Annotated in this window: 24 protein-coding genes (1 of these 24 running past the window's edge); 17 read left to right on the top strand and 7 right to left on the bottom strand. The window is 60.4% G+C overall.

Features of this window, described 5'->3' with window-relative positions; all coding sequences use genetic code 11:
- Positions 1–1,060, bottom strand: partial view of an omega-aminotransferase AptA gene (gene aptA, locus HGP31_RS03665; RefSeq protein ID WP_083350094.1) — the 5' portion only. It extends 290 nt beyond the left edge of the window; only the first 1,060 of its 1,350 coding nucleotides appear in the window; the start codon lies at positions 1,058–1,060; its stop codon lies beyond the left edge, outside the window.
- Positions 1,061–1,197: 137 nt separating this feature from the next.
- Here aptA and HGP31_RS03660 point away from each other — a divergent pair, with 137 nt between their 5' ends.
- From HGP31_RS03660 to HGP31_RS03635, 6 genes are all read left to right on the top strand, one after another.
- Positions 1,198–2,118 carry a LysR family transcriptional regulator gene (locus HGP31_RS03660; protein WP_020796324.1) on the top strand — a complete coding sequence of 307 codons (921 nt, stop codon included), beginning with the start codon at positions 1,198–1,200 and terminating at the stop codon, positions 2,116–2,118.
- A gap of 88 nt (positions 2,119–2,206) precedes the next feature.
- Positions 2,207–2,857, top strand: coding sequence for a TetR/AcrR family transcriptional regulator (locus HGP31_RS03655; protein WP_020796325.1), 651 nt, complete (start codon positions 2,207–2,209; stop codon positions 2,855–2,857).
- 7 nt (positions 2,858–2,864) lie between these two features.
- Positions 2,865–3,446 carry an IMPACT family protein gene (locus HGP31_RS03650; protein ID WP_033041420.1) on the top strand — a complete coding sequence of 194 codons (582 nt, stop codon included), beginning with the start codon at positions 2,865–2,867 and terminating at the stop codon, positions 3,444–3,446.
- 604 nt (positions 3,447–4,050) lie between these two features.
- Complete coding sequence (locus tag HGP31_RS03645) at positions 4,051–5,604, top strand: ABC transporter ATP-binding protein (RefSeq protein WP_168757192.1); 1,554 nt, start codon at positions 4,051–4,053, stop codon at positions 5,602–5,604.
- Between the two features lie 10 nt (positions 5,605–5,614).
- Positions 5,615–6,727, top strand: coding sequence for an ABC transporter permease (locus HGP31_RS03640; protein ID WP_020796329.1), 1,113 nt, complete (start codon positions 5,615–5,617; stop codon positions 6,725–6,727).
- On the top strand, positions 6,727–7,653 hold the full coding sequence (locus HGP31_RS03635) for an ABC transporter permease (protein WP_020796330.1): 927 nt from the start codon (positions 6,727–6,729) through the stop codon (positions 7,651–7,653). The genes HGP31_RS03640 and HGP31_RS03635 overlap by 1 nt, the downstream gene beginning before the upstream one ends.
- A gap of 62 nt (positions 7,654–7,715) precedes the next feature.
- Here HGP31_RS03635 and HGP31_RS03630 read toward each other — a convergent pair whose 3' ends face one another.
- Positions 7,716–8,156, bottom strand: a complete 441-nt coding sequence (locus HGP31_RS03630) for a hypothetical protein (protein WP_168757191.1) — start codon at positions 8,154–8,156, stop codon at positions 7,716–7,718.
- Positions 8,157–8,240: 84 nt separating this feature from the next.
- Here HGP31_RS03630 and HGP31_RS03625 point away from each other — a divergent pair, with 84 nt between their 5' ends.
- From HGP31_RS03625 to HGP31_RS03615, 3 genes are all read left to right on the top strand, one after another.
- The gene (locus tag HGP31_RS03625; RefSeq protein ID WP_080725338.1) at positions 8,241–8,528 is read left to right on the top strand and encodes a MerR family DNA-binding protein; all 288 of its coding nucleotides are present in this window, start codon (positions 8,241–8,243) and stop codon (positions 8,526–8,528) included.
- Positions 8,529–8,546: 18 nt separating this feature from the next.
- Positions 8,547–9,230, top strand: coding sequence for an SDR family oxidoreductase (locus HGP31_RS03620; RefSeq protein WP_020796333.1), 684 nt, complete (start codon positions 8,547–8,549; stop codon positions 9,228–9,230).
- A gap of 265 nt (positions 9,231–9,495) precedes the next feature.
- Complete coding sequence (locus HGP31_RS03615; protein WP_168757190.1) at positions 9,496–10,854, top strand: 8-oxoguanine deaminase; 1,359 nt, start codon at positions 9,496–9,498, stop codon at positions 10,852–10,854.
- 96 nt (positions 10,855–10,950) lie between these two features.
- Here HGP31_RS03615 and HGP31_RS03610 read toward each other — a convergent pair whose 3' ends face one another.
- Positions 10,951–12,042 carry a calcium:cation antiporter gene (locus HGP31_RS03610; RefSeq protein ID WP_168757189.1) on the bottom strand — a complete coding sequence of 364 codons (1,092 nt, stop codon included), beginning with the start codon at positions 12,040–12,042 and terminating at the stop codon, positions 10,951–10,953.
- 286 nt (positions 12,043–12,328) lie between these two features.
- On the opposite strand from HGP31_RS03610, the gene HGP31_RS03605 reads away from it, so the two are divergent.
- The 3 genes from HGP31_RS03605 to HGP31_RS03595 all read left to right on the top strand — a co-directional run bounded on the left by HGP31_RS03605 (position 12,329) and on the right by HGP31_RS03595 (position 15,525).
- Positions 12,329–13,402 carry a BMP family ABC transporter substrate-binding protein gene (locus HGP31_RS03605; RefSeq protein ID WP_168757188.1) on the top strand — a complete coding sequence of 358 codons (1,074 nt, stop codon included), beginning with the start codon at positions 12,329–12,331 and terminating at the stop codon, positions 13,400–13,402.
- A gap of 122 nt (positions 13,403–13,524) precedes the next feature.
- Positions 13,525–14,493, top strand: coding sequence for a 2-oxoglutarate and iron-dependent oxygenase domain-containing protein (locus HGP31_RS03600; protein ID WP_168757187.1), 969 nt, complete (start codon positions 13,525–13,527; stop codon positions 14,491–14,493).
- 78 nt (positions 14,494–14,571) lie between these two features.
- Positions 14,572–15,525, top strand: a complete 954-nt coding sequence (locus HGP31_RS03595) for an adenosine deaminase (RefSeq protein WP_020796340.1) — start codon at positions 14,572–14,574, stop codon at positions 15,523–15,525.
- 15 nt (positions 15,526–15,540) lie between these two features.
- Here the strand turns inward: HGP31_RS03595 and HGP31_RS03590 are convergent, their stop codons facing one another.
- On the bottom strand, positions 15,541–16,275 hold the full coding sequence (locus HGP31_RS03590) for an ArsR/SmtB family transcription factor (RefSeq protein ID WP_020796341.1): 735 nt from the start codon (positions 16,273–16,275) through the stop codon (positions 15,541–15,543).
- Positions 16,276–16,501: 226 nt separating this feature from the next.
- Positions 16,502–17,431 (bottom strand): LysR family transcriptional regulator, encoded by a 930-nt coding sequence (locus tag HGP31_RS03585; RefSeq protein WP_020796342.1) that lies wholly within the window; start codon positions 17,429–17,431, stop codon positions 16,502–16,504.
- Between the two features lie 126 nt (positions 17,432–17,557).
- On the opposite strand from HGP31_RS03585, the gene HGP31_RS03580 reads away from it, so the two are divergent.
- The gene (locus HGP31_RS03580; RefSeq protein ID WP_020796343.1) at positions 17,558–18,571 is read left to right on the top strand and encodes a zinc-binding alcohol dehydrogenase family protein; all 1,014 of its coding nucleotides are present in this window, start codon (positions 17,558–17,560) and stop codon (positions 18,569–18,571) included.
- Between the two features lie 153 nt (positions 18,572–18,724).
- Positions 18,725–18,895: a hypothetical protein gene (locus HGP31_RS03575; protein WP_008066222.1), complete on the top strand. Its 171-nt coding sequence runs from the start codon at positions 18,725–18,727 to the stop codon at positions 18,893–18,895.
- A gap of 8 nt (positions 18,896–18,903) precedes the next feature.
- On the opposite strand, the gene HGP31_RS03570 is transcribed toward HGP31_RS03575, so the two are convergent.
- Both HGP31_RS03570 and HGP31_RS03565 read right to left on the bottom strand, forming a co-directional pair.
- Complete coding sequence (locus tag HGP31_RS03570; RefSeq protein ID WP_020796344.1) at positions 18,904–20,100, bottom strand: multidrug effflux MFS transporter; 1,197 nt, start codon at positions 20,098–20,100, stop codon at positions 18,904–18,906.
- Positions 20,101–20,193: 93 nt separating this feature from the next.
- Entirely contained in the window at positions 20,194–20,391 is a 198-nt protein-coding gene (locus tag HGP31_RS03565; protein WP_020796345.1) for a heavy-metal-associated domain-containing protein, read from the bottom strand.
- A 159-nt stretch (positions 20,392–20,550) separates the two neighbouring features.
- On the opposite strand from HGP31_RS03565, the gene HGP31_RS03560 reads away from it, so the two are divergent.
- The 3 genes from HGP31_RS03560 to cueR all read left to right on the top strand — a co-directional run bounded on the left by HGP31_RS03560 (position 20,551) and on the right by cueR (position 23,951).
- Positions 20,551–20,934 (top strand): hypothetical protein, encoded by a 384-nt coding sequence (locus HGP31_RS03560; protein ID WP_020796346.1) that lies wholly within the window; start codon positions 20,551–20,553, stop codon positions 20,932–20,934.
- 213 nt (positions 20,935–21,147) lie between these two features.
- Positions 21,148–23,541 carry a heavy metal translocating P-type ATPase gene (locus tag HGP31_RS03555; RefSeq protein WP_033045079.1) on the top strand — a complete coding sequence of 798 codons (2,394 nt, stop codon included), beginning with the start codon at positions 21,148–21,150 and terminating at the stop codon, positions 23,539–23,541.
- On the top strand, positions 23,538–23,951 hold the full coding sequence (gene cueR, locus HGP31_RS03550; RefSeq protein ID WP_168757186.1) for a Cu(I)-responsive transcriptional regulator: 414 nt from the start codon (positions 23,538–23,540) through the stop codon (positions 23,949–23,951). Before HGP31_RS03555 ends, cueR begins: the two co-directional genes overlap by 4 nt.
- Positions 23,952–24,098 lie beyond the last annotated feature (147 nt).

Raw genomic sequence — 24,098 nt, 5'->3', positions numbered from 1 at the left:
TCTGTACCAGGTTTTCCTTTTGCAGCAGGTCGAGTGCTGCCAGGCCCGCTGCGCACGCCACCGGGTGCGCGGAATAGGTATAGCCGTGGGGGAATTCCACCGCGTATTCAGGCGTCGGCTGATTCATGAAGGTCTGGTAGATCTCGGAGCTGGCAATCACCGCGCCCATCGGGATCGCACCGTTGGTGACTTGCTTGGCGATGCACATCAAGTCTGGGGTAACGCCAAAGGTGTCGGCACCGAACATGTTGCCGGTACGGCCGAAACCGGTGATCACTTCGTCAAACACCAGCAGGATGCTGTGCTGATCGCAGATCTCGCGCAGGCGCTTGAGGTAACCCTGTGGCGGCACCAGTACGCCAGCGGAACCGGCCATGGGCTCGACGAATACCGCCGCGATGTTCGAGGCATCGTGCAGTTCGATCAGCTTGAGCAGTTCGTCAGCCAGGGCGATACCGCCCTGCTCCGGCATGCCGCGGGAGAACGCATTGCTGGCCAGCAAGGTGTGCGGCAGGTGATCGACGTCCATCATCGCCTGGCCGAAGAGCTTGCGGTTGCCGTTCACGCCACCGAGGCTGGTGCCGGCGATGTTCACGCCGTGATAGCCACGGGCACGGCCGATCATCTTGGTCTTGGTCGACTGGCCTTTGAGGCGCCAGTAGGCTCGCACCATCTTCACTGCCGTGTCGGCGCACTCGGAACCCGAGTCGGTGAAGAACACGTGGTTCAGGTTGCCCGGCGTCAGGTCGGTGATCTTTTCCGCCAGCTGGAACGACAGCGGATGGCCGTACTGAAAGCCCGGCGAGTAGTCGAGGGTACCCAGTTGCTTGGCCACCGCCTCCTGGATTTCCTTGCGGGTGTGCCCGGCGCCGCAGGTCCAAAGACCAGACAGCGAGTCATAGACTTTGCGGCCCTTGTCGTCGATCAGCCAACTGCCCTCGGCGCCAACGATCAGGCGCGGGTCGCGCTGAAAGTTACGGTTGGCGGTGTACGGCATCCAGTGGGCATCGAGCTTGAGCTGGCTGGCCAGGGATGTCGGGGCGTTTTCAGGCAAGTTCATGGGTGAAACCTCGCAAGGCAATAAGCGCGTAGGGATTAAAAACCGCTGTTGCAGCTAAGTTGCCACGGGGATAAAGTCGGTGAAATCCAACTTTTGTAACCTTCAGTCAGCCCCTCACTAAACTATCGAGTAAGCGCATGAGCAGCCGTCGTCCCGATCCACTGGCACAAGTCAGCGACTTCGATATCCGTCTGCTGCGGATCTTTCGCAGCGTGGTCGAATGCGGCGGCTTCTCCGCGGCTGAAAGCGTGCTCGGCATCGGTCGATCAGCGATCAGCCAGCAAATGAGTGACCTGGAACAGCGCCTGGGTTTGCGTCTGTGCCAACGCGGGCGTGCCGGATTTTCCCTGACCGAAGAAGGTCGCGAGGTTTATCAGTCGGCGTTGCAACTATTGAGCGCACTGGAAAGTTTCCGCACCGAGGTCAACGGCCTGCACCAACATCTGCGCGGCGAGTTGACCATTGGCCTGACAGACAACCTGGTGACGCTGCCGCACATGCGCATTACCCATGCCCTGGCGCAATTGAAGGAACGCGGACCGGATGTGCAGATTCAGATCCGGATGATCGCGCCCAACGAAGTGGAGCAAGGCGTCCTCGACGGTCGACTGCACGTCGGAGTGGTGCCACAGGCAAGTGCGCTGTCCGGGCTGGAGTATCAACCGCTCTACAGCGAACGCTCGCTGCTGTATTGCGCGGTGGGCCACCCGCTGTTTTATGTCGATGACAGGCAACTGGACGATGCACGCCTCAATAGCCAGGACGCGATTGCCCCGACCTTCCGTTTGCCGGCGGACATCCAGGCTCATTATCAAGCGCTCAATTGCACCGCCAGCGCATCGGATCGTGAAGGCATGGCCTTTCTGATCCTGACCGGGCGCTATATCGGTTATCTGCCGGATCACTATGCGAGTCTTTGGGTGCAACAGGGACGCTTGCGGGCACTGAAAGCCAAGACGCGTTTTTATGACCTGAGCCTTGCCTCGGTCACGCGTAAGGGGCGCCGTCCGCACCTGGTGCTGGAAAGCTTCCTGGAGAGCCTGGCCGCGACACGCTGACAGGGGTTTTTCTTAACGGGACTTGTCTGGAACCTGTGGGTGCGCTATCAACGTCAAGGCCCGCAACCCCTCTTGATCGGAAGTGCCCATGACCTTTGAAGTCCCAGCTCACAGCGGCAAGCCCGCCAGCCGCATTCGTCAGAAAAACGAAGAGACCATCATCAAGGCCGCCGAGGACGAGTTCGCCCGTCACGGGTTCAAGGGCACCAGCATGAACACCATTGCCCTGAATGCCGGCTTGCCCAAAGCGAACCTGCATTATTACTTCACCAACAAACTCGGTTTGTATGTGGCGGTGCTGAGCAACATCATCGAGTTGTGGGACAGCACCTTCAATACCCTGACCGCGCAAGACGACCCCGCCGAAGCCCTGACCCGCTATATCCGCGCGAAGATGGAGTTTTCCCGGCGCCAGCCGCAAGCGTCCCGAATCTTCGCCATGGAGGTCATCAGTGGCGGCGAATGCCTGACCGAATATTTCAACCAGGACTATCGCACCTGGTTCCAAGGCCGTGCAGCGGTGTTCCAGGCGTGGATTGACGCTGGCAAAATGGACCCGGTCGACCCGGTACACCTGATTTTCCTGCTGTGGGGCAGCACCCAGCATTACGCCGACTTCGCCACGCAGATCTGCCGGGTCAGCGGACGCAGCAAGCTGACCAAGCAGGACATGGAAGACGCCGGCAACAATCTGATCCGTATCATTCTCAAAGGCTGCGGCCTGACACCTTCCCTCTAAGACCACTATGCCTTTTACCCTCAGCGACTTTTGCGAATACCGCGAAGAGATTCGCAAAAGCCGCTTCATCACTTTTGCCGCGCCGATCGGCAGCCCCGCCGACGCCCAGGCCTTCATCGCCCAACACAGCGATCCGAACGCTACGCACAATTGCTGGGCGTGGAAGCTCGGCGATCAATACCGCAGTACCGACGACGGCGAGCCTGGCGGCACGGCTGGCCGACCGATTCTGGCGGCCATCGAGGCACAGGATTGTGATCAGGTCGTCGTGCTGGTCATTCGCTGGTATGGCGGCATTCAACTGGGCACAGGCGGACTGGCCCGGGCCTATGGCGGCGGTGCCAACAAGTGCCTGCAAGCGGCGCCAAAGGTTGAGTTGATCAGTCGAGTGCCGGTGCGATGCGCTTGTGCGTTCAGTGAGCTAGCGTTGGTCAAGCTGCGCGTCGCGGAACTCGGCGCACTGGTGGTGCAGGAGGATTTCACGGCCAATGGCGTTGAATTGCAGTTGGCGGTGGGTGCCGGGCAGATCGCAACTTTGCAGTCTCAACTCGCTGACCTGAGTCGTGGGCGGATTGTGTTGCAGCGCTAGCAAGATCAAAAGATCGCAGCCTGCGGCAGCTTCTACAGGGAGAACGCTATCCCCTGTAGGAGCTGCCGCAGGCTGCGATCTTTTGGAGCACTGCGCTTTTTGCACTTATCGCCTAGTTGCCCACATCTGCTGTGCACCCGCCTGTGGATAACCTGAGCACATACCGCTGTAACCCTTCTCTCATGCGGCTTTGCGGGCTTTGCTCATTTTTCGTCCATTTCCTCTTTAAAACTGCTAAATACAAATGAAAACAATCAGTTAGGTTGGTTTAGCACTTTTAGAAGAAAGCCGCCCCGCGCTTATGCCCACCCTTTGAGCTTGCGCACAAATACTGTGGAACAATCTGTGGATAACCCGTTCATGGCTGGCGCGGCTACATATCGGGCATGGCTTGCGGTCATGTGCTCATTTTTTGATCAAAGGCAGATGCGCAAAACGGGAGCGGATCAACGGTGTTGCACTCAAGTGGTGCCTGCTTCGCGATCAACCCCAACACGGCAGCGAGCGCAATGCCCTGACACAAGGACTTCCAGAATATTTCCTGACCTGATGGCCAGAAAATTGCTTTATCCACAGGCATCAATTCAATCGAATCGAGCCTGTCATGCCCACCGCCGATCCAACGCCCCGTCTGCAACTGAGCAACATCAGTAAACGCTACCCCGGCTGCCTGGCCAACGATGCCATCGACCTGACTATCGCCCCCGGTGAAATCCACGCGTTGCTCGGCGAAAACGGTGCCGGCAAAAGCACCTTGATGAAAATCATCTACGGCGTCGTCCATGCCGATGCTGGCGAGATTTTCTGGCATGGCCAGCCCGTGAACCTGCGCAATCCGGCCCAGGCTCGCGAACTGGGGATCGGCATGGTGTTCCAGCACTTCTCGCTGTTCGAAACCCTGAGCGTGGCGCAGAACATCGCACTGGCCATGGCGGCGGCGGCAGGCTCGCCCAGCCAGCTTGAACGCAAGATTGATGATGTGTCACAACGCTACGGCATGTCGCTGGAGCCGCAGCGACTGGTGCACAGCCTGTCCATCGGCGAACGGCAACGGGTGGAAATTATTCGCTGCCTGATGCAGGACATCCGCTTGTTGATTCTCGACGAACCGACCTCGGTGCTGACTCCGCAGGAGGCCGAGGACTTGTTCGTGACCCTGCGTCGACTGGCCGCCGAGGGCTGCAGCATTTTGTTCATCAGCCACAAACTCGCCGAAGTGCGCGCGCTTTGCCACAGCGCTACCGTGTTGCGCGGCGGGCGAGTCGCCGGGCATTGCGTACCGGCCGACTACTCGGATCGGCAACTGGCGTGCCTGATGGTTGGCGAAGCGGCGGAGTTGATCGACGATTACACGAAGGTGGCCGGCAGCGATGTTTTTTTGAACATACAAGGTTTGTCGTGGCACAACCCGGACCCGTTCGGTTGCTCGCTCAAGGCCATCGACCTTGCCGTGCGCAGCGGTGAAATCGTCGGCATCGCCGGTGTCGCCGGCAATGGTCAGGACGAGCTGCTGGCGTTGCTCAGCGGCGAAGAACGACTGAGCCGCAATGAGGCTGCAACCATCAGCTTTGGCGGCGAACCGGTTGCGCATCTACGTGCCGATGCCCGTCGCCAACGCGGAATGGCTTTCGTTCCGGCCGAACGACTGGGGCATGGCGCCGTGCCGGATCTGAGCCTGGCGGACAACGCCCTGCTCAGCGCATTCCAGCACGGTCTGGTGAGCAAGGGGCTGATCCAGCGCAGCAAGGTCCAGGCGCTCGCGCAGGAGATCATTCGCCGCTTCGGGGTCAAGACTTCCGGCCCCCATGCACCAGCCCGCAGCCTATCTGGCGGTAACTTGCAGAAATTCATTCTGGGCCGGGAAATACTTCAACAACCGAAATTGCTGGTGGCTGCGCACCCGACCTGGGGCGTGGATGTCGGCGCGGCCGCGACCATTCACCGGGCGCTAATTGCTCTGCGCGATGCCGGCGCGGCAATCCTGGTGATTTCCGAAGACCTCGAAGAATTGTTCCAGATCAGCGACCGCCTCGGCGCCTTGTGCAGCGGCCAGTTATCACCGCTCAAGGCCACAGTCGACACTCGCCTGACCGATGTCGGTGGCTGGATGGCCGGCCAGTTCGACGCCCCTCAATTGCCCGCCTACGCCACACGCTAACGGAGTTCACATGCTGCTTTCTCTTGAACCACGTGGCCAGCAATCGAGCCTGATGCTGTGGTGCTCGCCGTTGTTGGCGGCGGCCCTGACCCTGGGCAGTGGCTCATTGCTGTTTATCGCCTTGGGCCACGATCCATTGCTGACTTTGCATACGCTGTTGGTCGCGCCGATCAGCGACCTGTACGGGCTCTCCGAGTGGCTGGTCAAAGCGTTACCAATTCTGCTCTGCGCGCTGGGCCTGGCCGTTGCCTACCAGGCGCGGATCTGGAACATCGGCGCCGAAGGCCAACTGCTGCTCGGCGCCTTGGCCGGCAGCGTGCTGGCGGTGAACTTCATCGAGGTGCAAAGCCGCTGGGCACTGTTCGTGATCCTGCTTGCCGGAACCCTGGCCGGTGCCGCGTGGGCAGGGCTGACAGCGTGGTTGCGAACTCGCTTCAACGCCAATGAAATCCTCACCAGCATCATGCTCAACTACATCGCGTTGAACCTGCTGTTGTATTGCGTCCACGGTCCGCTGAAAGATCCGCAGGGTTTCAATTTTCCGCAGTCGGCGATGTTCGGTGACGCCAGCCGCTTGCCACTGTTAATGGAAGACGGTCGAATTCACGCAGGCGTGTACTTCGCCCTGCTCGCCCTGGTGGCGGTGTGGGTGCTGTTGCACAAAAGCTTCGTCGGGTTCCAGATCAAAGTGCTTGGGCTGGACAAGCGCGCGGCTGGCTTCGCCGGCTTTCGAGAAAAACGCCTGGTCTGGCTGGTGCTGTTGGTCAGCGGTGGCCTCGCGGGCTTGGCGGGTGCATGTGAGGTGACTGGGCCGATCGGGCAATTGGTACCGCAAGTGTCCCCGGGCTACGGCTACGCAGCGATCACCGTAGCGTTTCTCGGGCGCTTGAACCCGGTTGGCATTCTCGTTTCCAGCTTGTTGATGGCGTTGCTTTACATCGGTGGCGAGAGTGCGCAAATGAGCTTGAACCTGCCGCAAGCGATCACCCAACTGTTCCAGGGGATGATGCTGTTTTTCCTGCTGGCCTGTGATGTGCTGATTCTCTACCGCCCCCGCTTGAACCTGCGCAGGAAACGCCGTGCACTCGCCACTGCCGTACAACAACAAGTAGGGGCCCTGTGATGGATATCGATCTGCTGAGTAACATTTTCTACGCCATGGTTCGCTGCGGTACACCGCTGTTGCTGGTGGCGCTGGGCGAACTGGTCTGCGAGAAAAGCGGCGTACTCAATCTGGGCCAGGAAGGGATGATGCTGTTTGGCGCGGTGATGGGGTTCATCATCGCGTTCAGCACCGGCAACCTGTGGCTCGGCGTATTGCTGGCGATGTTCGCCGGGATGCTGTTGTCATCGTTGTTCGCTCTGGTGGCGCTGGTCTTCAATGCCAACCAGGTCGCCACGGGGCTGGCCCTGACGATCTTCGGCGTGGGGTTGTCGAGCTTTGTCGGTGCGGCGTGGGTTGGCAAACCGCTAACGGGCTTCGAGCCGGTGGCACTCCCTTATTTGAGCGAGATACCGCTGATCGGACGGATGCTGTTCGCCCAGGATCTGCTGGTGTACCTGTCATTCGCGCTGTTTGCGCTGGTGGCCTGGGTGACGCTGCAGACCCGCGTCGGGCTGATCATCCAGGCGGTCGGGGAAAACCCGGATGCGGCCAGCGCAATGGGTTTGCCGGTGTTGGCCGTGCGCGCATTGGCGGTGTTGTTTGGCGGCGCGATGGCGGGACTTGCCGGCGCGTACCTATCGCTGGCCTACACACCGATGTGGGCGGAAAACATGAGCGCCGGCCGCGGCTGGATTGCCCTGGCGCTGGTGGTATTCGCCAGTTGGCGGGTATGGCGCTTGCTGCTGGGCGCGTACCTGTTCGGACTCGCCAGCATCCTGCACCTGGTGGCGCAAGGGCTGGGGCTGGCGATTCCATCGAGTTTGCTGGCGATGCTGCCGTATGTGGCGACCATTGTGGTGCTGGTGCTGCTGTCCCGGGACAAGGTGCGCACACGATTGTATGCGCCGGTTTCATTGGGGCAGCCGTGGCAGGCTGGGCATTAGCAGTTGTCTGGTCTGGCCTCTTCGCGGGCAAGCCCGCTCCCACATATGCGCGTGCGCCGCTATTAATGTGTCTGGCGCAGTCCCTGTGGGAGCGGGCTTGCCCGCGAAGAGGCCCGCACTGGCAACACTTGAGCAATGCCCCACATCAATTCAAACACCAGAAAAATCACCAGCAGCGAACTCACACCATGGATCAGGGCATAAGCCTGCCAAGCCGAGAACAGGAATCTGGCCACGGCGTCATACCGCCCATAAACCTGCTGCGGATCACGAATGCGCAGCACCGCCCACACGCAGACTATCGAGCCCAATAGATTCGCCATCAACACGTGCATCGGTTCGAACGGCGGTAGCTCGCCTGATAGATTGAAAGCCTGGCTCAAGCTCAACAAAAGCCCGTGCACCGCGACAAAACTCCATGGCGTGGCAAACGCTGCCATAACGATCAGGTCATACCAGGCACTGCCGCGAACCAAGCGGCGATATTGCATTGAAGTCCACATCGATATTGCTCCATCAATTTCCGGGAGCAACCAGGCTAAAGCCTGGAGTATGCTCCAGGGTCAAGCCCTCGAAGAGACGTGATGATGCGCATCGGTGAATTAGCCCAGGCCAGCGCCGTCAGCCGCGACCCGGCAGACAGGGTGCAGCTGGTGCAGTACATCAAGACCGCTCAACGGCTGGGCTTTAACTTCGGCGAGATCGGCCACAGCGTCGGCGCCATCTGGCAGTCGCCCGATCCGGACAGTGCCGTCACACGATTGCTGCAAGACAAGCTCAAACTGATCGAAGCGCGCATGTCCGAACTGGGCGCATTGCGCGATGAGTTGCAACAACGGCTTGGACAAGATTGTCCATTGAATCCACGTCCCTGAACCTCAAGGAAGCCACACATGTCCAGAACCGCACTGATCATCGGTGCCTCCCGCGGCCTTGGCCTCGGCCTGGTGAAAACCCTGCTTGCCGATGGCTGGCAAGTGACCGCCACTGTGCGCAATCCGCAAAACGCCGAGGCCCTCAAGGCATTGGGCAAGGTGCGGATCGAGAAACTCGACATGGACGATCAGCAAGCGGTGATCATGCTGAGCCAGAAACTCAAGGACGAAGTGTTTGACCTGCTGTTCGTCAACGCCGGGGTGAAAGGCCCTGAGGTGCAGACACCAAACGGCGGCGCGACCCTGGCCGAGGTTGGCCAACTGTTCTTCACCAATGCCGTGGCGCCGATCAACCTGGCGCAACGCTTTGTAGGGCAAATCCGCCCGGACAACGGCGTGCTGGCCTTCATGAGTTCGGTGTTGGGCAGCGTGACCATGCCAGACGCGCCGGAACTGGCGCTGTACAAGGCCAGCAAGGCTGCACTCAATTCCATGACCAACAGCTTCGTCACGCAGTTGGGCGAAACCAGCCTTACCGTACTGTCGCTGCATCCGGGCTGGGTGAAAACCGACATGGGCGGTGAAGGTGCTGACATCGATGTGGACACCAGCACACGCGGACTGATTGACCAGGTGAATGCGTATGCCGGCAAGGGCGGGCATCACTTCATCAACTACAGGGGTGAAACCATTCCCTGGTAACCACCGCCGCCCACTGTAGGAGCGAGCCTGCTCGCGATGGACGCCAAAGATGACGCGGGCTTTCTGGATGCCCGCGTTGTCTGGACGTTTTTCGCGAGCATGCTCGCTCCTGCAAGGGTTTTACGTTGTCTGGTCGGACCGGGCTTGCCCGCGACACCGTTTTGATTAAAACTTGGCACCTCGCCTCCCCGGCGACCCTGGATCAGCAGACAGGGCAACACTGAGCTGGCAACCCTGAACCCAACTTTCAGAGGAGCCGGCCAACATGCCTGCGACCCGTACCTGGTTAAAAAATCCCCTCGCCATTTTTACAGCCAACGACCTCGACGCCCGTGGCGGCCTGGTGCTGCAAGACGGTCTGATCGTCGAAGTACTTGGCCTCGGCCAACAGCCCTCCGCGCCGTGCAACGAAGTATTCGATGCCCGCGAGCATGTGATCCTGCCGGGGCTGATCAACACCCATCACCACTTCTATCAAACCCTGACCCGCGCCTGGGCACCCGTGGTCAACCAGCCGTTGTTTCCGTGGCTGAAAACCCTGTACCCGGTCTGGGCACGCCTGACTCCGGAAAAGCTCGCCCTCGCCACCAAAGTCGCCTTGGCTGAACTGCTGTTGTCCGGTTGCACCACGGCCGCCGACCACCACTACCTGTTCCCCGAAGGCCTGGAAAATGCGATCGATGTACAAGTCGAGAGCGTTCGCGAACTGGGCATGCGCGCCATGCTGACGCGCGGCTCCATGAGCCTGGGTGAAAAGGACGGAGGCCTGCCGCCGCAGCAAACCGTGCAGGAAGGTGAAGTGATCCTGGCCGATAGCCAGCGCTTGATCGCCGAGTACCACGAACGTGGCGAAGGCGCGCAAATCCAGATCGCCCTGGCGCCCTGCTCCCCCTTCTCCGTCACCCCGCAAATCATGTCTGCCAGCGCCGAACTGGCGAACAACCTCGACGTGCGCCTGCACACGCACCTGGCGGAAACCCTCGACGAAGAAGATTTCTGCCTGCAGCGCTTTGGCCTGCGCACCGTCGATTACCTGGACAGCGTCGGCTGGCTCGGACCGCGTACCTGGCTGGCACACGGCATCCACTTCAACCCGGATGAAATCGCCCGCCTTGGCGCCGCCGGCACGGGTATTTGCCATTGCCCGAGCTCGAACATGCGCCTGGCCTCCGGCATCTGCCCGACCATCGAGCTAACCGATGCCGGCGCGTTGCTCGGTCTTGGCGTGGACGGTTCTGCCTCCAACGATGCGTCGAACATGATGCTCGAAACCCGTCAGGCGTTGTACATCCAGCGCCTGCGCTACGGTGCCGAGAAAATCACACCAGAGCGCGTACTGGGCTGGGCGACCAAAGGCTCGGCCAGTTTGCTTGGGCGCAGCGACATCGGTGAAATCGCCGTGGGCAAACAAGCTGACCTGACGCTGTTCAAACTCGACGAGTTGCGCTTCTCCGGCAGCCACGATCCGGTATCGGCACTGCTCTTGTGCGGCGCGGACCGTGCAGACCGAGTGATGGTCGGCGGCAAATGGCGAGTGATCGACGGGCAGGTCGAGGGGCTGGACCTGAAGGGGTTGATTGCCGATCACAGCCAGGCGGCTCGGCAGTTGATCGCGGGCGTCTGACCCAACACCGATCCACTGTAGGAGCTGGCGCAGCCTGCGATCTTTTGATTTTGCTTCTAAAAAACAAGATCAAAGGATCGCAGGCTGCGCCAGCTCCTACAGACCCAACAACGACAACATGATAAACGTCGCAAACAGCACAAAGTGAGTCATCCCTTCGATGGCGTTGGTTTCGCCATCGTTGAGGTTGATCGCACTGACGATCAGGGTGATGAAGATCATCACCGTCTGCACCGGGGTCATTGCCATCTGGAACGGCTGCCCGGTATAGAGCGCCATTGCTTCCATCACTGGCACCGTCAGGATCACCGTCGACAGCGACGCCCCCAACGCGATGTTGACCACCGCCTGCATGCGGTTGGCCAATGCTGCGCGCAATGCCGTCAGAATTTCCGGGGCGGCCGAAATGGCCGCCACCAGAATCGCCGTGATCACCGGCGGTGCGCCCGTCCCTTCCAGCCCCAGGTCGAGGGTCTTGGACATCACTTCGGCCAGGGCACCGATCACCACCACACCGAACACCAGGATGCCGATCGACAATGTCAGGCTGATCGGTGCCGGCTCCTGCTCCAGCGGTTCTTTCTTGCGGCGTTTTTCCGGGTAGCTGTAGCTGAAAAAGTAACTGTGCGGCCCGACCTGCATCCGCAGGAACAAGGCGTAAAGCACCACCATCGCGCCAATGGTGAACGCCGAATAGAGCTTCCAGTCGCCTTTGGGAATGAACTCCGGCACCACCATCGACACACCCATCGCGGTCAGGATCATCACGCTGTAGCTGCGCGCCGAATCGTCGTTGTAGGACTGTTCGCCATGCTTGAGCCCACCCATCAACGCCGCCAGGCCGAGGATGCCATTGATGTCGAGCATGACGGCTGAGTAAATCGTGTCGCGCACCAGCGTAGCCGACGCTTCGTTGCTCATCATGATCGCCAGGATCACCACTTCCACCAGCACCGCGGCCAAGGTCAGGATCATCGTGCCGTAAGGGTCGCCGACCTTTTCCGCGAGCAGTTCGGCTTGATGGGCGACACGCATGGAGGCGGCGACGATGAATGCGATCAGCACCAGCCCGCCAGCCAGCGCGATCGCCTGGCCGCTGTGCAGCAACCAGTGCTCAAGCGGGAAAGCCACGAGTGCGGCGATCAAGGCCAGTAGCAGAAAGGTTTCTTGCTTGAGAATCGTGAGCATGTCGGGCCTTTGCCGAGGAGGTGCGATATGCGACTGACTGCAACGCGGCGATAACGTTTCGTTTCACCTTAGCGCACCAGTGGATGGCGCCTCTTTAAGGTCATGCACTTTTTTCGACCTTGCAGCCCTCATCGCGAGCAGGCTCGCTCCCACAGGTAATCGCGTTTCCATGTGGGAGCGAGCCTGCTCGCGATAGCCATCACACGGTTTCCCTGGCATTTGTTGTCCGGTTGGTCAGGCTTTTGCATTGACCCTCTCCACACACAACAAAAGGGAGTTCGAATTCATGCAAATACGTCCACTGCACAAACTGCTGTGCGCCGCCATCGGCCTCGGGATCAGCCTCGGCGCCTTTGCCGCTGAGCCACTGAAAGTAGGCTTTGTCTACATTGGTCCTATCGGTGACCACGGCTGGACGTACCAGCATGAACAGGGACGCCAGGCACTGGCGCAAAAGCTTGGCGACCGAATCACCACCAACTATGTGGAAAACGTTGCCGAAGGCGCGGACGCCGAGCGAGTGATCCGCAACATGGCCAAGGACAAGTACGACCTGATCTTCACGACCTCATTCGGCTACATGAACCCGACACTCAAGGTCGCCAAACAGTTTCCCAATGTGACGTTCGAACACGCCACCGGCTACAAGCAGGACAAGAACCTGGGCACCTACCTGGCGCGCACTTATGAAGGTCGCTACGTCGGCGGTTTCCTTGCGGCAAAGATGACCAAAAGCAAAAAGATCGGCTACGTCGCCTCGTTCCCGATCCCGGAAGTGATCCGCGACATCAACGCCATTCAACTGGCCCTGAACAAGTACAGCCCGGGCACTGAAATCAAAGTGGTGTGGGTCAATTCCTGGTTCGATCCGGGCAAGGAAGCCGATGCCGCCAACGCGCTGATCGACCAGGGCGTGGACGTGGTGTTCCAGCACACCGACAGCCCGGCGCCGATCCAGGCGGCTGAACGTCGCGGCGTGTATGCGGTGGGCTACGCTTCGGACATGGCGCACTTCGGCCCCAAGGCGGTACTGACCTCCATCGTCAACGACTGGGCGCCGCATTACCTTCAAGCAACCCAAAGCGTGATCGACCACAGCTGGAAAACCCAGGATTACTGGGGTGGCCTCAAGGAAGGCACCGTTGAACTGCCGATCAGCGATCTGGTACCGGCGGCGGTGAAGACTGAAGCGGAGCAGATCATCGCCGACATCAAGAGCGGCACGTTGCAGCCGTTTACCGGGCCGATCAAGGACCAGGCCGGGGTCGAGAAAATACCTGCGGGTGTCAGCGCGACGAATACGGAACTGGCATCGATGAATTATTACGTGGAAGGCATGAAGGCGGAGATGCCCAAGTAGTACCCCACCCCGTGTAGGAGCTGCCGCAGGCTGCGATCTTTTGATTTTTTATCAGATCAAGATCAAAAGATCGCAGCCTGCGGCAGCTCCTACAGGGATTTTCAACGCTCTCAGGATTGTGTATGAACAGTCTTCCCATCATCGACATCGCCCCGCTCTACACCGACGACCAAAGCGCCTGGGCAACCGTGGCAAAGCAAATCGACCACGCCTGCCGCGAATGGGGCTTTTTCTACATCAAGGGTCACCCGATCAGCGCCGCGCGCATCGACGCCGTGCTCGACAGCGCCAAGCGTTTCTTCGCCCTGCCAACTGCCGAGAAGCTCAAGATCGATATCACCCAGACCCGTCACCATCGCGGCTATGGCGCTATTGCCACCGAACAACTGGACCCGAGTAAACCCAGCGACCTGAAAGAAACTTTCGACATGGGCCTGCACCTGCCGCTCGACCATCCCGATGTGCTGGCAGAAAAACCGTTGCGCGGCCCCAACCGCCATCCATCGATGCCGGGTTGGGAGGCGCTGATGGAGCAACACTACGTCGACATGCAGGCACTTGCGCAAACCTTGTTGCGGGCAATGACGTTGGCGCTCGGCATCGAGCGGGATTTTTTCGACACGCGCTTTCGTGAACCGGTCAGCGTATTGCGCATGATTCACTACCCGCCGCGACACACCGCCACTTCCCGGGAGCAACAAGGCGCCGGCGCTCACACCGATTACGGCTGTATCACCCTGCTCTACCAGGATGCCGCCGGTGGCTTGCAAGTCAGGAACGTAAAAGGCGAATGGATCGATGCCCCGCCGATCGAAGGGACGTTCGTGGTCAATCTCGGTGACATGATGGCGCGCTGGAGCAACGACCGTTACCTGTCAACGCCGCACAGGGTGATCAGCCCATTGGGCGTGGATCGTTACTCGATGCCATTCTTTGCCGAGCCACACCCCGATACCCGCATCGAATGCCTGCCCGGATGCCAGGATGAACAGCAGGCGGCAAAATACCCGGCCACCACTTGCGCCCAGTTCCTACTCTCACGTTTCGCCGATACCTACGCTTATCGACGGGAACAGGAGGCGTTGGAATGAACCGCCTGGTCAGGTTTTATCAATTGTTGCGACGAGCATCTGTAGAATGGCGCCATTGCACCTGATGAGAACAGAATTATGTACGACTGGCTGAACGCCCTGCCCAAGGCCGAACTGCACCTGCACCTGGAAGGTTCGCTGGAACCCGAACTGCTGTTTGCCCTGGCCGAACGCAACAAGATCGCCCTGCCGTGGAGCGATGTCGAAACCCTGCGCAAGGCCTACGCCTTCAATAACCTGCAAGAATTCCTCGACCTGTACTACCAGGGTGCCGACGTGCTGCGCACTTCCCAGGATTTCTACGACCTGACCTGGGCCTATCTCTTGCGCTGCAAGGCGCAGAACGTGATTCACACCGAACCGTTCTTCGACCCGCAGACCCACACCGACCGTGGCATTCCATTCGAAGTGGTGCTCAATGGCATCGCCGCAGCGTTGAAGGACGGTGAGCAACAACTGGGAATCACCAGCGGTTTGATTTTGAGCTTCCTGCGCCATTTGAGCGAAGAGCAGGCGCAGAAGACCCTCGACCAGGCGCTGCCGTTCCGCGATGCGTTTGTCGCCGTGGGCCTGGACAGCTCCGAGATGGGGCACCCACCGAGCAAATTTCAACGCGTGTTCGACCGCGCCCGTGGCGAAGGTTTCCTGACGGTCGCCCACGCCGGTGAAGAGGGCCCACCCGAGTACATCTGGGAAGCCCTCGACCTGTTGAAAATCCAGCGCATCGACCATGGCGTGCGCGCCATCGAAGACGAGCGCTTGATGCAGCGCATCATCGATGAGCAGATCCCGCTGACCGTGTGCCCACTGTCCAACACCAAGCTCTGTGTGTTTGATCACATGTCGCAGCACAATATTCTCGACATGCTCGAGCGTGGCGTGAAAGTGACCGTGAACTCCGATGACCCGGCGTACTTCGGCGGTTACGTCACCGAAAACTTCCATGCCCTGTATACCGACCTGGGCATGACCCAGGACCAGGCCAAACGCCTGGCGCAGAACAGCCTGGATGCCCGGTTGGTCAAACCCTGATATCTACCGGGTCTCCTACAAGGCCATTTCCAGCTCGGTCTGCCTGGCGAAACGGTGAATTTCTTTCTGCCCGGCGGCGGTAAGCTGCAGGGCACGAGAATCCACGGGCAAGTTCAGCCAACCGGACTGCATGAACAGCTGCAGCAACGCCGCACCCAAGGCACCGCCCAGGTGCGGCCGTCTTTCGCTCCAGTCGGGACACGCACAGGCAACCTTGCCGTTGCGATGGGCCAGCGCCTGAATGAAGACACCGCGTGACGCCAGCTGCGTCGAGCCCTTGAGGGTGATCGTGACCCGCTGGTCGAACTGCTCGATCCAGCCGGCCTCCAGCAGGCGCTGGTACAGATCGGCGGCCAGGGTGCCACCCAAGTGGTCCTCACACAGCCGCGCACGCAACAGCGATGAACCCCTCGGCTGAGGTTTGGCCAAGGGGGCGGCGCGTTTGAATATGTCCGGGATATCCTGCGGTGTGCTGGCCAGCGTGGCGCTGGCCAGGGCTTCGATCGCGGCACCGATTTCGGGTGCTGTCAGGCGGAAGAAGCGCTTTCGCCCACGGGTTTCTACTTTCAACAGGCCTCCGGCGGACAACCGCGCCAGGTGCGCACTCGCCGAAGACGGTGACAGCCCGGCCATCAATGCCAATTCTTCAGTATGTCGAGCCGATCCGTCCATCAAGGCCCACATCATTGCGCTGCGCTTCGGGTCAGCCAGCAACGTGGCTATCTGGCTAATGCAAGGTGCATGTTCCATGTATTCACTCCCTGTTGAATCGTATCGTCCTGCTGCTCAGAGATATCTTGACCCGTCATGTGCTGTCGGCCAAACGTGGAAACTGCCATAAACCGGGCTCGCCCTTGCGATCGGTGGTGCGTTCACCAGGCAAGCATCAGTATAGGCCGGTTGGCCGCCAGATCCTGCCCCCCGCAAACCGCCGATGCTGATAGTTCCTGAGGGAAATTTCGCTTTTTGCCTGAGACTAATGATCGAAACCCGATAATCCCGGAAAATGACTACTCAAATGGGCGCATCGGCTGGCAAGCATTTCCCGCAAAAGGTTCACCGGCTTACTCAACTGTGCGCGATGGGCGCACAACAGATTCAGCGGTGCGCGCTCACAGAGCAGTTCCGGCATCAGCACTTTCAAGCGCCCCGCTAACACATCGTTGGCCACATCAAGCCAGGATTTGTAAGCGATCCCGGCCCCTGCCAGCGCCCACAGGCGCACGACATCGGCATCGTCACTGAAACGATCGCCACCGACGGTCAGGCCGACCTCGCGCTTGCCGTCATGAAAACTCCAGTGATCGTGAACCCGGCTGCCCAGCATGAACAGCAGGCAATTGTGCTGGGCCAGTTGCTCCAGTTGGCGTGGCTCGCCACGCCGGGCGAGGTATTCGGGCGCGGCACACAGCACTCGACGATTGTGTGGGGCGATGGGTAGCGCCACCAGGCTGGAATCTTCCGGCTCGCCGTAGCGCAGGGCGATGTCCACTGGCTGGCGGAACAGATCGGCGATGCGGTCGCCCAGCAGCAAGCGCACGGTTAGCTTCGGGTGCTCGCGCTGAAACTCATCCAGCCAGGGCAGCAGCAGGTTGCGCCCAAAGTCCGAAGGCGCGGACAACTGCAAGACGCCGCTGACCTGATCCTGACCGCTGGCCAACAGACGCCGGCCTTCGTCGAGATGACTCAAGGCCGCCCGAGCGTACTCCAGAAAACCTTCGCCTTCTGCGGTCAGGCGCAGGCTGCGGGTCGAGCGGGCCAGCAGGCGGGCGCCCAGTTGCTGTTCGATGCGCTTCAACGCCGCGCTCGCCACTGCTGCCGACATGTCCATGCCCCGTGCGGCCGCGGACAGGCTGCCCAGGTCCGCCGCACGGACGAACAACTGCAAATCATCGAACCGCAGCATGTGAGCCTTCATTATCAAAAAAACATTGAAAGAGACTGCTCTTTTAGCGGGTTTTATCTTCCTTAGAAATAGCCAATCATCCATCCCATCGAATCTTAATTCAGATAGTTATTTGGGAGCCTTCCAATGAAAGCCGTTGCCTACTACGCCTCGTTGCCGATCAGCGATGAAAACGCCCTGCAAGACATCGAACTGCCGGAGCCAGTCGCTGGCCCCCGCGACCTGCTGGTGGAGGTCAAGGCCATCTCGGTGAACCCGGTGGACACCAAGGTCCGGCAGAACGTCCAGCCTGAAGCCGGCGCGGCTAAAGTGCTGGGGTGGGACGTGGCCGGCGTGGTCAAGTCGGTCGGCAGCGAAGTGACATTGTTCAAGGCCGGCGACAAGGTCTTCTACGCCGGCTCCATCGCCCGTGCCGGCGGTAACAGCGAGCTGCACGTGGTGGATGAACGAATCGTCGGCCATATGCCGAACACCCTGGGTTTCGCCGAGGCCGCCGCCCTGCCGTTGACGGCCATTACCGCGTGGGAGTTGCTGTTCGAGCGCCTGCAGGTGCACGAAGGCAAGACCGTTGAAGGCCAGAGCCTGTTGATCGTCGGTGCGGCCGGCGGCGTCGGTTCGATCCTCACGCAACTGGCCAAACAGCTCACGGGCCTGAATGTGATCGGTACCGCTTCGCGCCCGCAGACCCAAAGCTGGGTGAAAGCGCTGGGAGCCGATCAGGTGATCGATCACAGCCAGCCACTGGCACAGGCCCTCAAACAGGCCGGCATCGATCAGGTGACCCATGTCGCCAGCCTGACCCAAACCGATCATCACCTGGATCAACTGGTCGAGGCGTTGGCACCACAAGGCAAGCTGGCACTGATCGACGACCCGAAAAGCCTCGACGTGACCAAGCTCAAGCGCAAGAGCCTGTCACTGCACTGGGAGTTCATGTACACCCGCTCACTGTTCGAAACCGCGGACATGATTGAACAGCACAAATTGCTCAACCGGGTAGCCGAGCTGATCGACGCCGGCACTCTGAAAACCACGGTTGGCGAACATTTCGGCATCATCAACGCGGCGAACCTGCGGCGTGCCCATGCACTGCTGGAAAGCGGAAAATCCAAGGGCAAGATTGTGCTGGAAGGGTTTTAAGCGACTGCAGGAGCTGCCGAAGGCTGCTCTCGGACTGCGATGTTTTTTGTTACAAACCGTCAGTCCGAGAGTTGAGCCTTGTCACAATCGCGCTCGTATTCAGGACTACAATCGAAGCCTCTGCGAGAAATCTTTTACTTGAGGAGGTCAGTAATGAAGATCCTGATAAAAGAATTGGCAAAGTCCCAGTGGCAGGTCCGCCTGGATCAACATGCCGTCACCTTCCGCAGCGAAGCCGAAGCCCGCGCCTTCACCAATACCCTTGAAGCGCGCCTACACGCCCCGCACCAGATACCCGACCGCCAACAGCGCGCTGTTGGCTGAGTCAGTCCTCAAACCTGGACTTGCACCAACGCCCGGGCATTTTGTATACGTCGGGTGAGCAGCGCCGCGCTCACCACCAGAATCCCGCACAGGCTGATGACCATGGCCATCGGCATGGCGGTGCCGTCGTGCAACACACCGACCAGCGCCGCAGCGCCTGCTGCGACACTGAATTGCAGGCACCCGAGCATGGCCGAAGCACTGCCGGCGCGGGCACCCTGGCCGTTCATCGCGCAGGCCGAGGCATTGGGAAGAATGCAACCGAGGCTGGCGATACAGACGAATAATGGAATCAGCAGCGGCCAAAGCTGTGCGGTGTGCAGCGCACTGACGGCGAGCAACGCCAAGCCGGCTCCGAGGTAGATCCACACTGTGCGTGTCAGCAGGAACGCCGGACCACGCTTGGCCAACAGTCGCGCGTTGACTTGGGCCACGAGGATGAACCCCGCCGCGTTGGCACCGAAGAACCAGCCAAAATGTTCAGCCGGAACGCCATAGAGCTTGATGAAGATGAACGGCGACCCGGCGATGTAGGAGAACATGCCGGCGATGGCGATACCGCCCGTCAGGGCATGGCCGAGGTATACCGGGTCCTTGAGCAAACGTGCGTACTGGCGCAACGCCCCCGCCAAGGGTTGGCGTGGCAAATGGGCGGGCATGCTTTCTGGCAGGCCCAGTGCCACGGCCAGCCCTGCCAGGGCACTGAAACCAGTCAGCGCGAGGAAGATCGACTGCCAGCCAGTGGTGTTGACCAGCAAACCGCCGAGCATCGGTGCAAGAATCGGCGCCAACCCCATCACCAGCATCAATTGCGAAAAGACTTTTGCCGAGCCCACCGCATCGCATTTGTCGCTGACCACAGCCCTCGAGATCACCATCCCTGCGCAACCACCCAGTGCCTGGATGAACCGCGCACCGATCAGCCACTCCAGGCTCGGTGCATACGCGCACGCCAACGAAGCGGCGGTAAACAGCCCGACCCCAATCAGCAACGGCATGCGTCGCCCGAACCGATCAGCCACCGGGCCGTAAGCCAGCTGACCAATGGACAAGCCGAGGAAATAGGCGGCCAATGTCAGCTGAACGTGTTTTTCGTCGGTGCCGAAGGCGAGCGCCATTGCCGGGAACGCCGGCAGATAAAAATCGATCGCCAGCGGACCGAAAGCGCTCAAGGCGCCAAGAATCAGGATTGTGCGAAAATTCATCAGGCATCCAATGGGACAGAAGTCGGCAGCCCGACAGTCTAGCCGCGCATGGACGCCTTGAACATTAAGTTAGCTCGCTAACTATTAAAAAATTCAGGCCAGCTTCACGCGGTAGCCTTCTTCACTGATGAGCTCGATCACTTGCTCGGCGCTCAATGCACTCTCGACGCCGACTTCCCTGGCCGCCAGGTCGACCCGCACACTCGCGGCCGGGTCCTTGGCCTGCACAGCCTGGGTGATCGCCTTGACGCAGTGACCGCAGGACATGCCTTCAACGTTAAACACTTGCATGGATGACTCCTTTACTGAGGTGTTTGAATGAGGTGAGCTACAGTCTCGAGCTTGCCCCCATGGCAAGGTCAAGTTCCGAAGTAACCTGCCGGGCTGGCAATCGGCTTCGCGCTCGGCCAAGCTGCGTGCATCTACGTCTTGATCCTAGGAGATTCAGCCATGCGCTGGTCAGCTTTCAGCCTGTTAGGCCTGCTCAGCCTTTTCACCGCCACAGCCCCGGTCAATGCCGCCGGTGAGGATTATGGCGTGCTGATCATTTCCCGCGAGCGCCTGGAAGTCGCAACCAGCTGCGAAATCGGCGTGTACATCCAGGACCAGCTGGCGGCGCGGCTGTTCCAGGAGCAGAGCACCTCGTTCAACTTGCCACCGGGCAATGTGTCGCTGCGCTTGAAGTTGCTGCCGGGCCAGGCGCCGGGGTGTAACCCGGGCATGTTGGCGCCGGGTTCGCAAGACATCCAGCTCAGGGCCGGTGATATGTTGAAATACCGGATTGCGATGACACAGGATGGGATGTATCTCAAGCGCGCAGGCCTCGGATACTGAAACATCCCCCTGTAGGAGCGAGCATGCTCCGGGCGGCGTTCCGACGAAGGTCGTCAACGATAACGCTGGAAACCTGACACCCCGCGGCGCTCTCGGGTTCATCGCGAGCAGGCTCGCTCCTACAAGGTTGATATCGCACTTTGATCTTGGTGCTTGACCTTGCCAGCATGGCAAGGTTGATCCTGTAGGCAACTACTACAGGGAGCGTGACCGATGTCCGAATCCATTACTTTCGATCTGCCAATTGCCGGCATGACCTGTGCCAGCTGCGCCGGGCGTGTCGAGCGCGCCTTGAGCAAAGTCGTCGGCGCCAGTGCCGTCAGCGTCAACCTGGCCACCGAGCAGGCCCGGGTTCAAGCGCCGGTCGACAGCCTCCCGGCCTTGATGGAGGCCGTGCAAAAAGCCGGTTATAGCGTGCCGCAGCAGCGCCTGGAATTGAGCATCGACGGCATGACCTGCGCCTCCTGTGTCGGCCGGGTCGAACGGGCACTGAGCAAGGTGGCGGGGGTCAAGAGCGTCAGCGTTAACCTGGCCAATGAACGCGCTCATGTGGAACTGTTCGGGCAAGTCGATCCGCAAGCCCTGATCGGTGCCGTGACCAAGGCCGGTTACGTCGCCAGCGTCTGGCAAGACGATCAGCCACATATCGACACGCAGCAAACCCGACTGTACCGCGAGCGCTGGGCCTTGATCGCAGCCATCGCCCTCGCCTTGCCCCTGGTTTTGCCGATGTTGCTGCAACCGTTCGGCGTGCACTGGATGCTTCCGGCCTGGGCGCAGTTCGCCTTGGCCACGCCGGTGCAATTCATCTTTGGCGCACGGTTTTATGTAGCCGCCTGGAAAGCCGTGCGTGCCGGCGCTGGCAACATGGATCTGCTGGTCGCGCTGGGCACCAGTGCCGGTTATGGCTTGAGCGTGTACGAATGGGCCACCGCCGCCGGGCGCATGCCGCACCTGTATTTCGAAGCCTCGGCTGTAGTGATTGCCCTGGTGTTGTTGGGCAAGTACCTGGAAAGCCGCGCCAAACGCCAGACTGCCAGCGCCATTCGCGCCCTGGAAGCGCTTCGCCCGGAGCGGGCGATCCAGGTCGTCGACGGCCGTGAGCAGGAAGTCGCCATCAGCGCCTTGCGCCTCAATGACCTGGTACTGGTCAAACCCGGCGAACGCTTTCCGGTGGACGGTGAAGTGGTCGACGGCCAGAGCCATGCCGACGAAGCGCTGATCAGCGGCGAAAGCCTGCCGGTGCCCAAGCAACCCGGTGACAAGGTCACGGGCGGCGCGATCAATGGTGAAGGTCGCCTGCTGGTACGCACTCAGGCACTTGGCGCGGAAACGGTGCTGGCTCGCATCATTCGACTGGTTGAGGACGCTCAGGCGGCCAAGGCCCCGATCCAGAAACTGGTGGATAAAGTCAGCCAGATCTTCGTGCCGGTTGTGCTGCTGCTGGCACTCGCTACCCTGATTGGCTGGTGGCTGTACGGTGCGCCACTGGAAACCGCGCTGATCAATGCCGTGGCGGTGCTGGTAATCGCCTGCCCTTGTGCCCTGGGCTTGGCCACGCCGACGGCGATCATGGCCGGCACCGGGGTGGCGGCGCGGCATGGGATTCTGATCAAGGACGCCGAAGCGCTGGAACGTGCCCATGAAGTCAGTGCAGTGGTGTTCGACAAAACCGGAACCCTGACCTCTGGCACCCCGCGCATCGCCCACTTGAGCGCCATCGACGGTGACGAAACCGCCCTGCTGCAACTGGCCGGCGCCTTGCAACGTGGCAGTGAGCATCCGCTGGCCAAGGCTGTGCTGGATGAGTGCGCACAACGCGGTCTGATCGTGGCCGATGTCAGCGACAGTCAGTCCCTGACAGGGCGCGGCATTGCCGGCAGTCTTGAGGGCCGTAGGCTGGCACTGGGTAATCGACGTCTATTGGAAGAAAGCGGATTGCGCGCAGGTGAATTGGCCGATTCGGCAACTGCCTGGGAAGCCGAAGGCCGGACCCTGTCCTGGCTGATCGAGCAAAGCCCGGCACCGCGAGTACTGGGATTGTTCGCTTTCGGTGACACGCTCAAGCCTGGCGCGCTGCAAGCCGTGCAACAACTCAGCGCACGCCATATCAGCAGCCACTTGCTGACCGGCGACAACCGAGGCAGCGCCAAAGTGGTCGCCGATGCACTGGGCATCACGAATGTACACGCCGAAGTGCTGCCGGCAGACAAAGCCGCCGAAGTCGCCATGCTGAAGAAAACCGGTGTGGTGGCGATGGTTGGCGACGGCATCAACGATGCGCCGGCACTGGCCGCGGCGGATATCGGCATTGCCATGGGAGGCGGTACCGACGTGGCCATGCACGCCGCCGGGATCACCCTGATGCGCGGCGATCCGCGATTGGTGCCCGCGGCGCTGGAAATCAGCCGCAAGACCTACGCGAAGATCCGCCAGAATCTGTTCTGGGCCTTTGTCTATAACCTGATCGGCATTCCGCTGGCGGCCTTCGGATTCCTCAACCCAGTACTCGCCGGTGCGGCAATGGCGTTGTCGAGTGTGAGCGTGGTGAGCAATGCGCTACTGTTGAAAACCTGGAAACCCGAGGATCTGGAGGACAAGCGATGAACATCGGCCAAGCGGCCCGCCATAGCGGCCTGAGCGCAAAGATGATCCGTTACTACGAGTCCATTGGCTTGCTCAAGGCGGCGCATCGCACCGACAGCGGTTATCGGGTCTACAGCGACGACGACCTGCATACGCTGGCGTTCATCAAGCGCTCTCGGGACCTGGGGTTTTCCCTGGAAGAAGTCTGCAAGCTGCTGACCCTCTGGCAGGATCGCCAGCGGGCCAGTGCCGATGTGAAGGCCCTGGCCCGCCAGCATATCGACGAGTTGAACCAGAAAATCCGCGAGTTGGGGCAGCTGCGCGATACGTTGCAGGATCTGGTCGAGCATTGTCAGGGCGATCATCGGCCGGATTGTCCGATTCTCAAGAGCCTGGAGTCGGGGTGTTGTGCAGAACCGTCGAATATTTAAGCGCCTGTGACACACCGTATCGCCCACGATCGTTCCCACGCTCTGCGTGGGAATGCATCCCGTGACGCTCTGCGTCACATTCAGAAGCGGAACGCGGAGCGTCCCTGGCGGCATTCCCACGCAGAGCGTGGGAACGATCATGTGCAC

It is taken from the genome of Pseudomonas umsongensis, from assembly GCF_012647205.1.
In the GTDB taxonomy this organism is placed as follows: Bacteria; Pseudomonadota; Gammaproteobacteria; order Pseudomonadales; family Pseudomonadaceae; genus Aquipseudomonas; species Aquipseudomonas umsongensis.
Note: the sequence above shows the minus strand (reverse complement) of the source record. Positions and strands in the feature narration are given on the sequence as shown.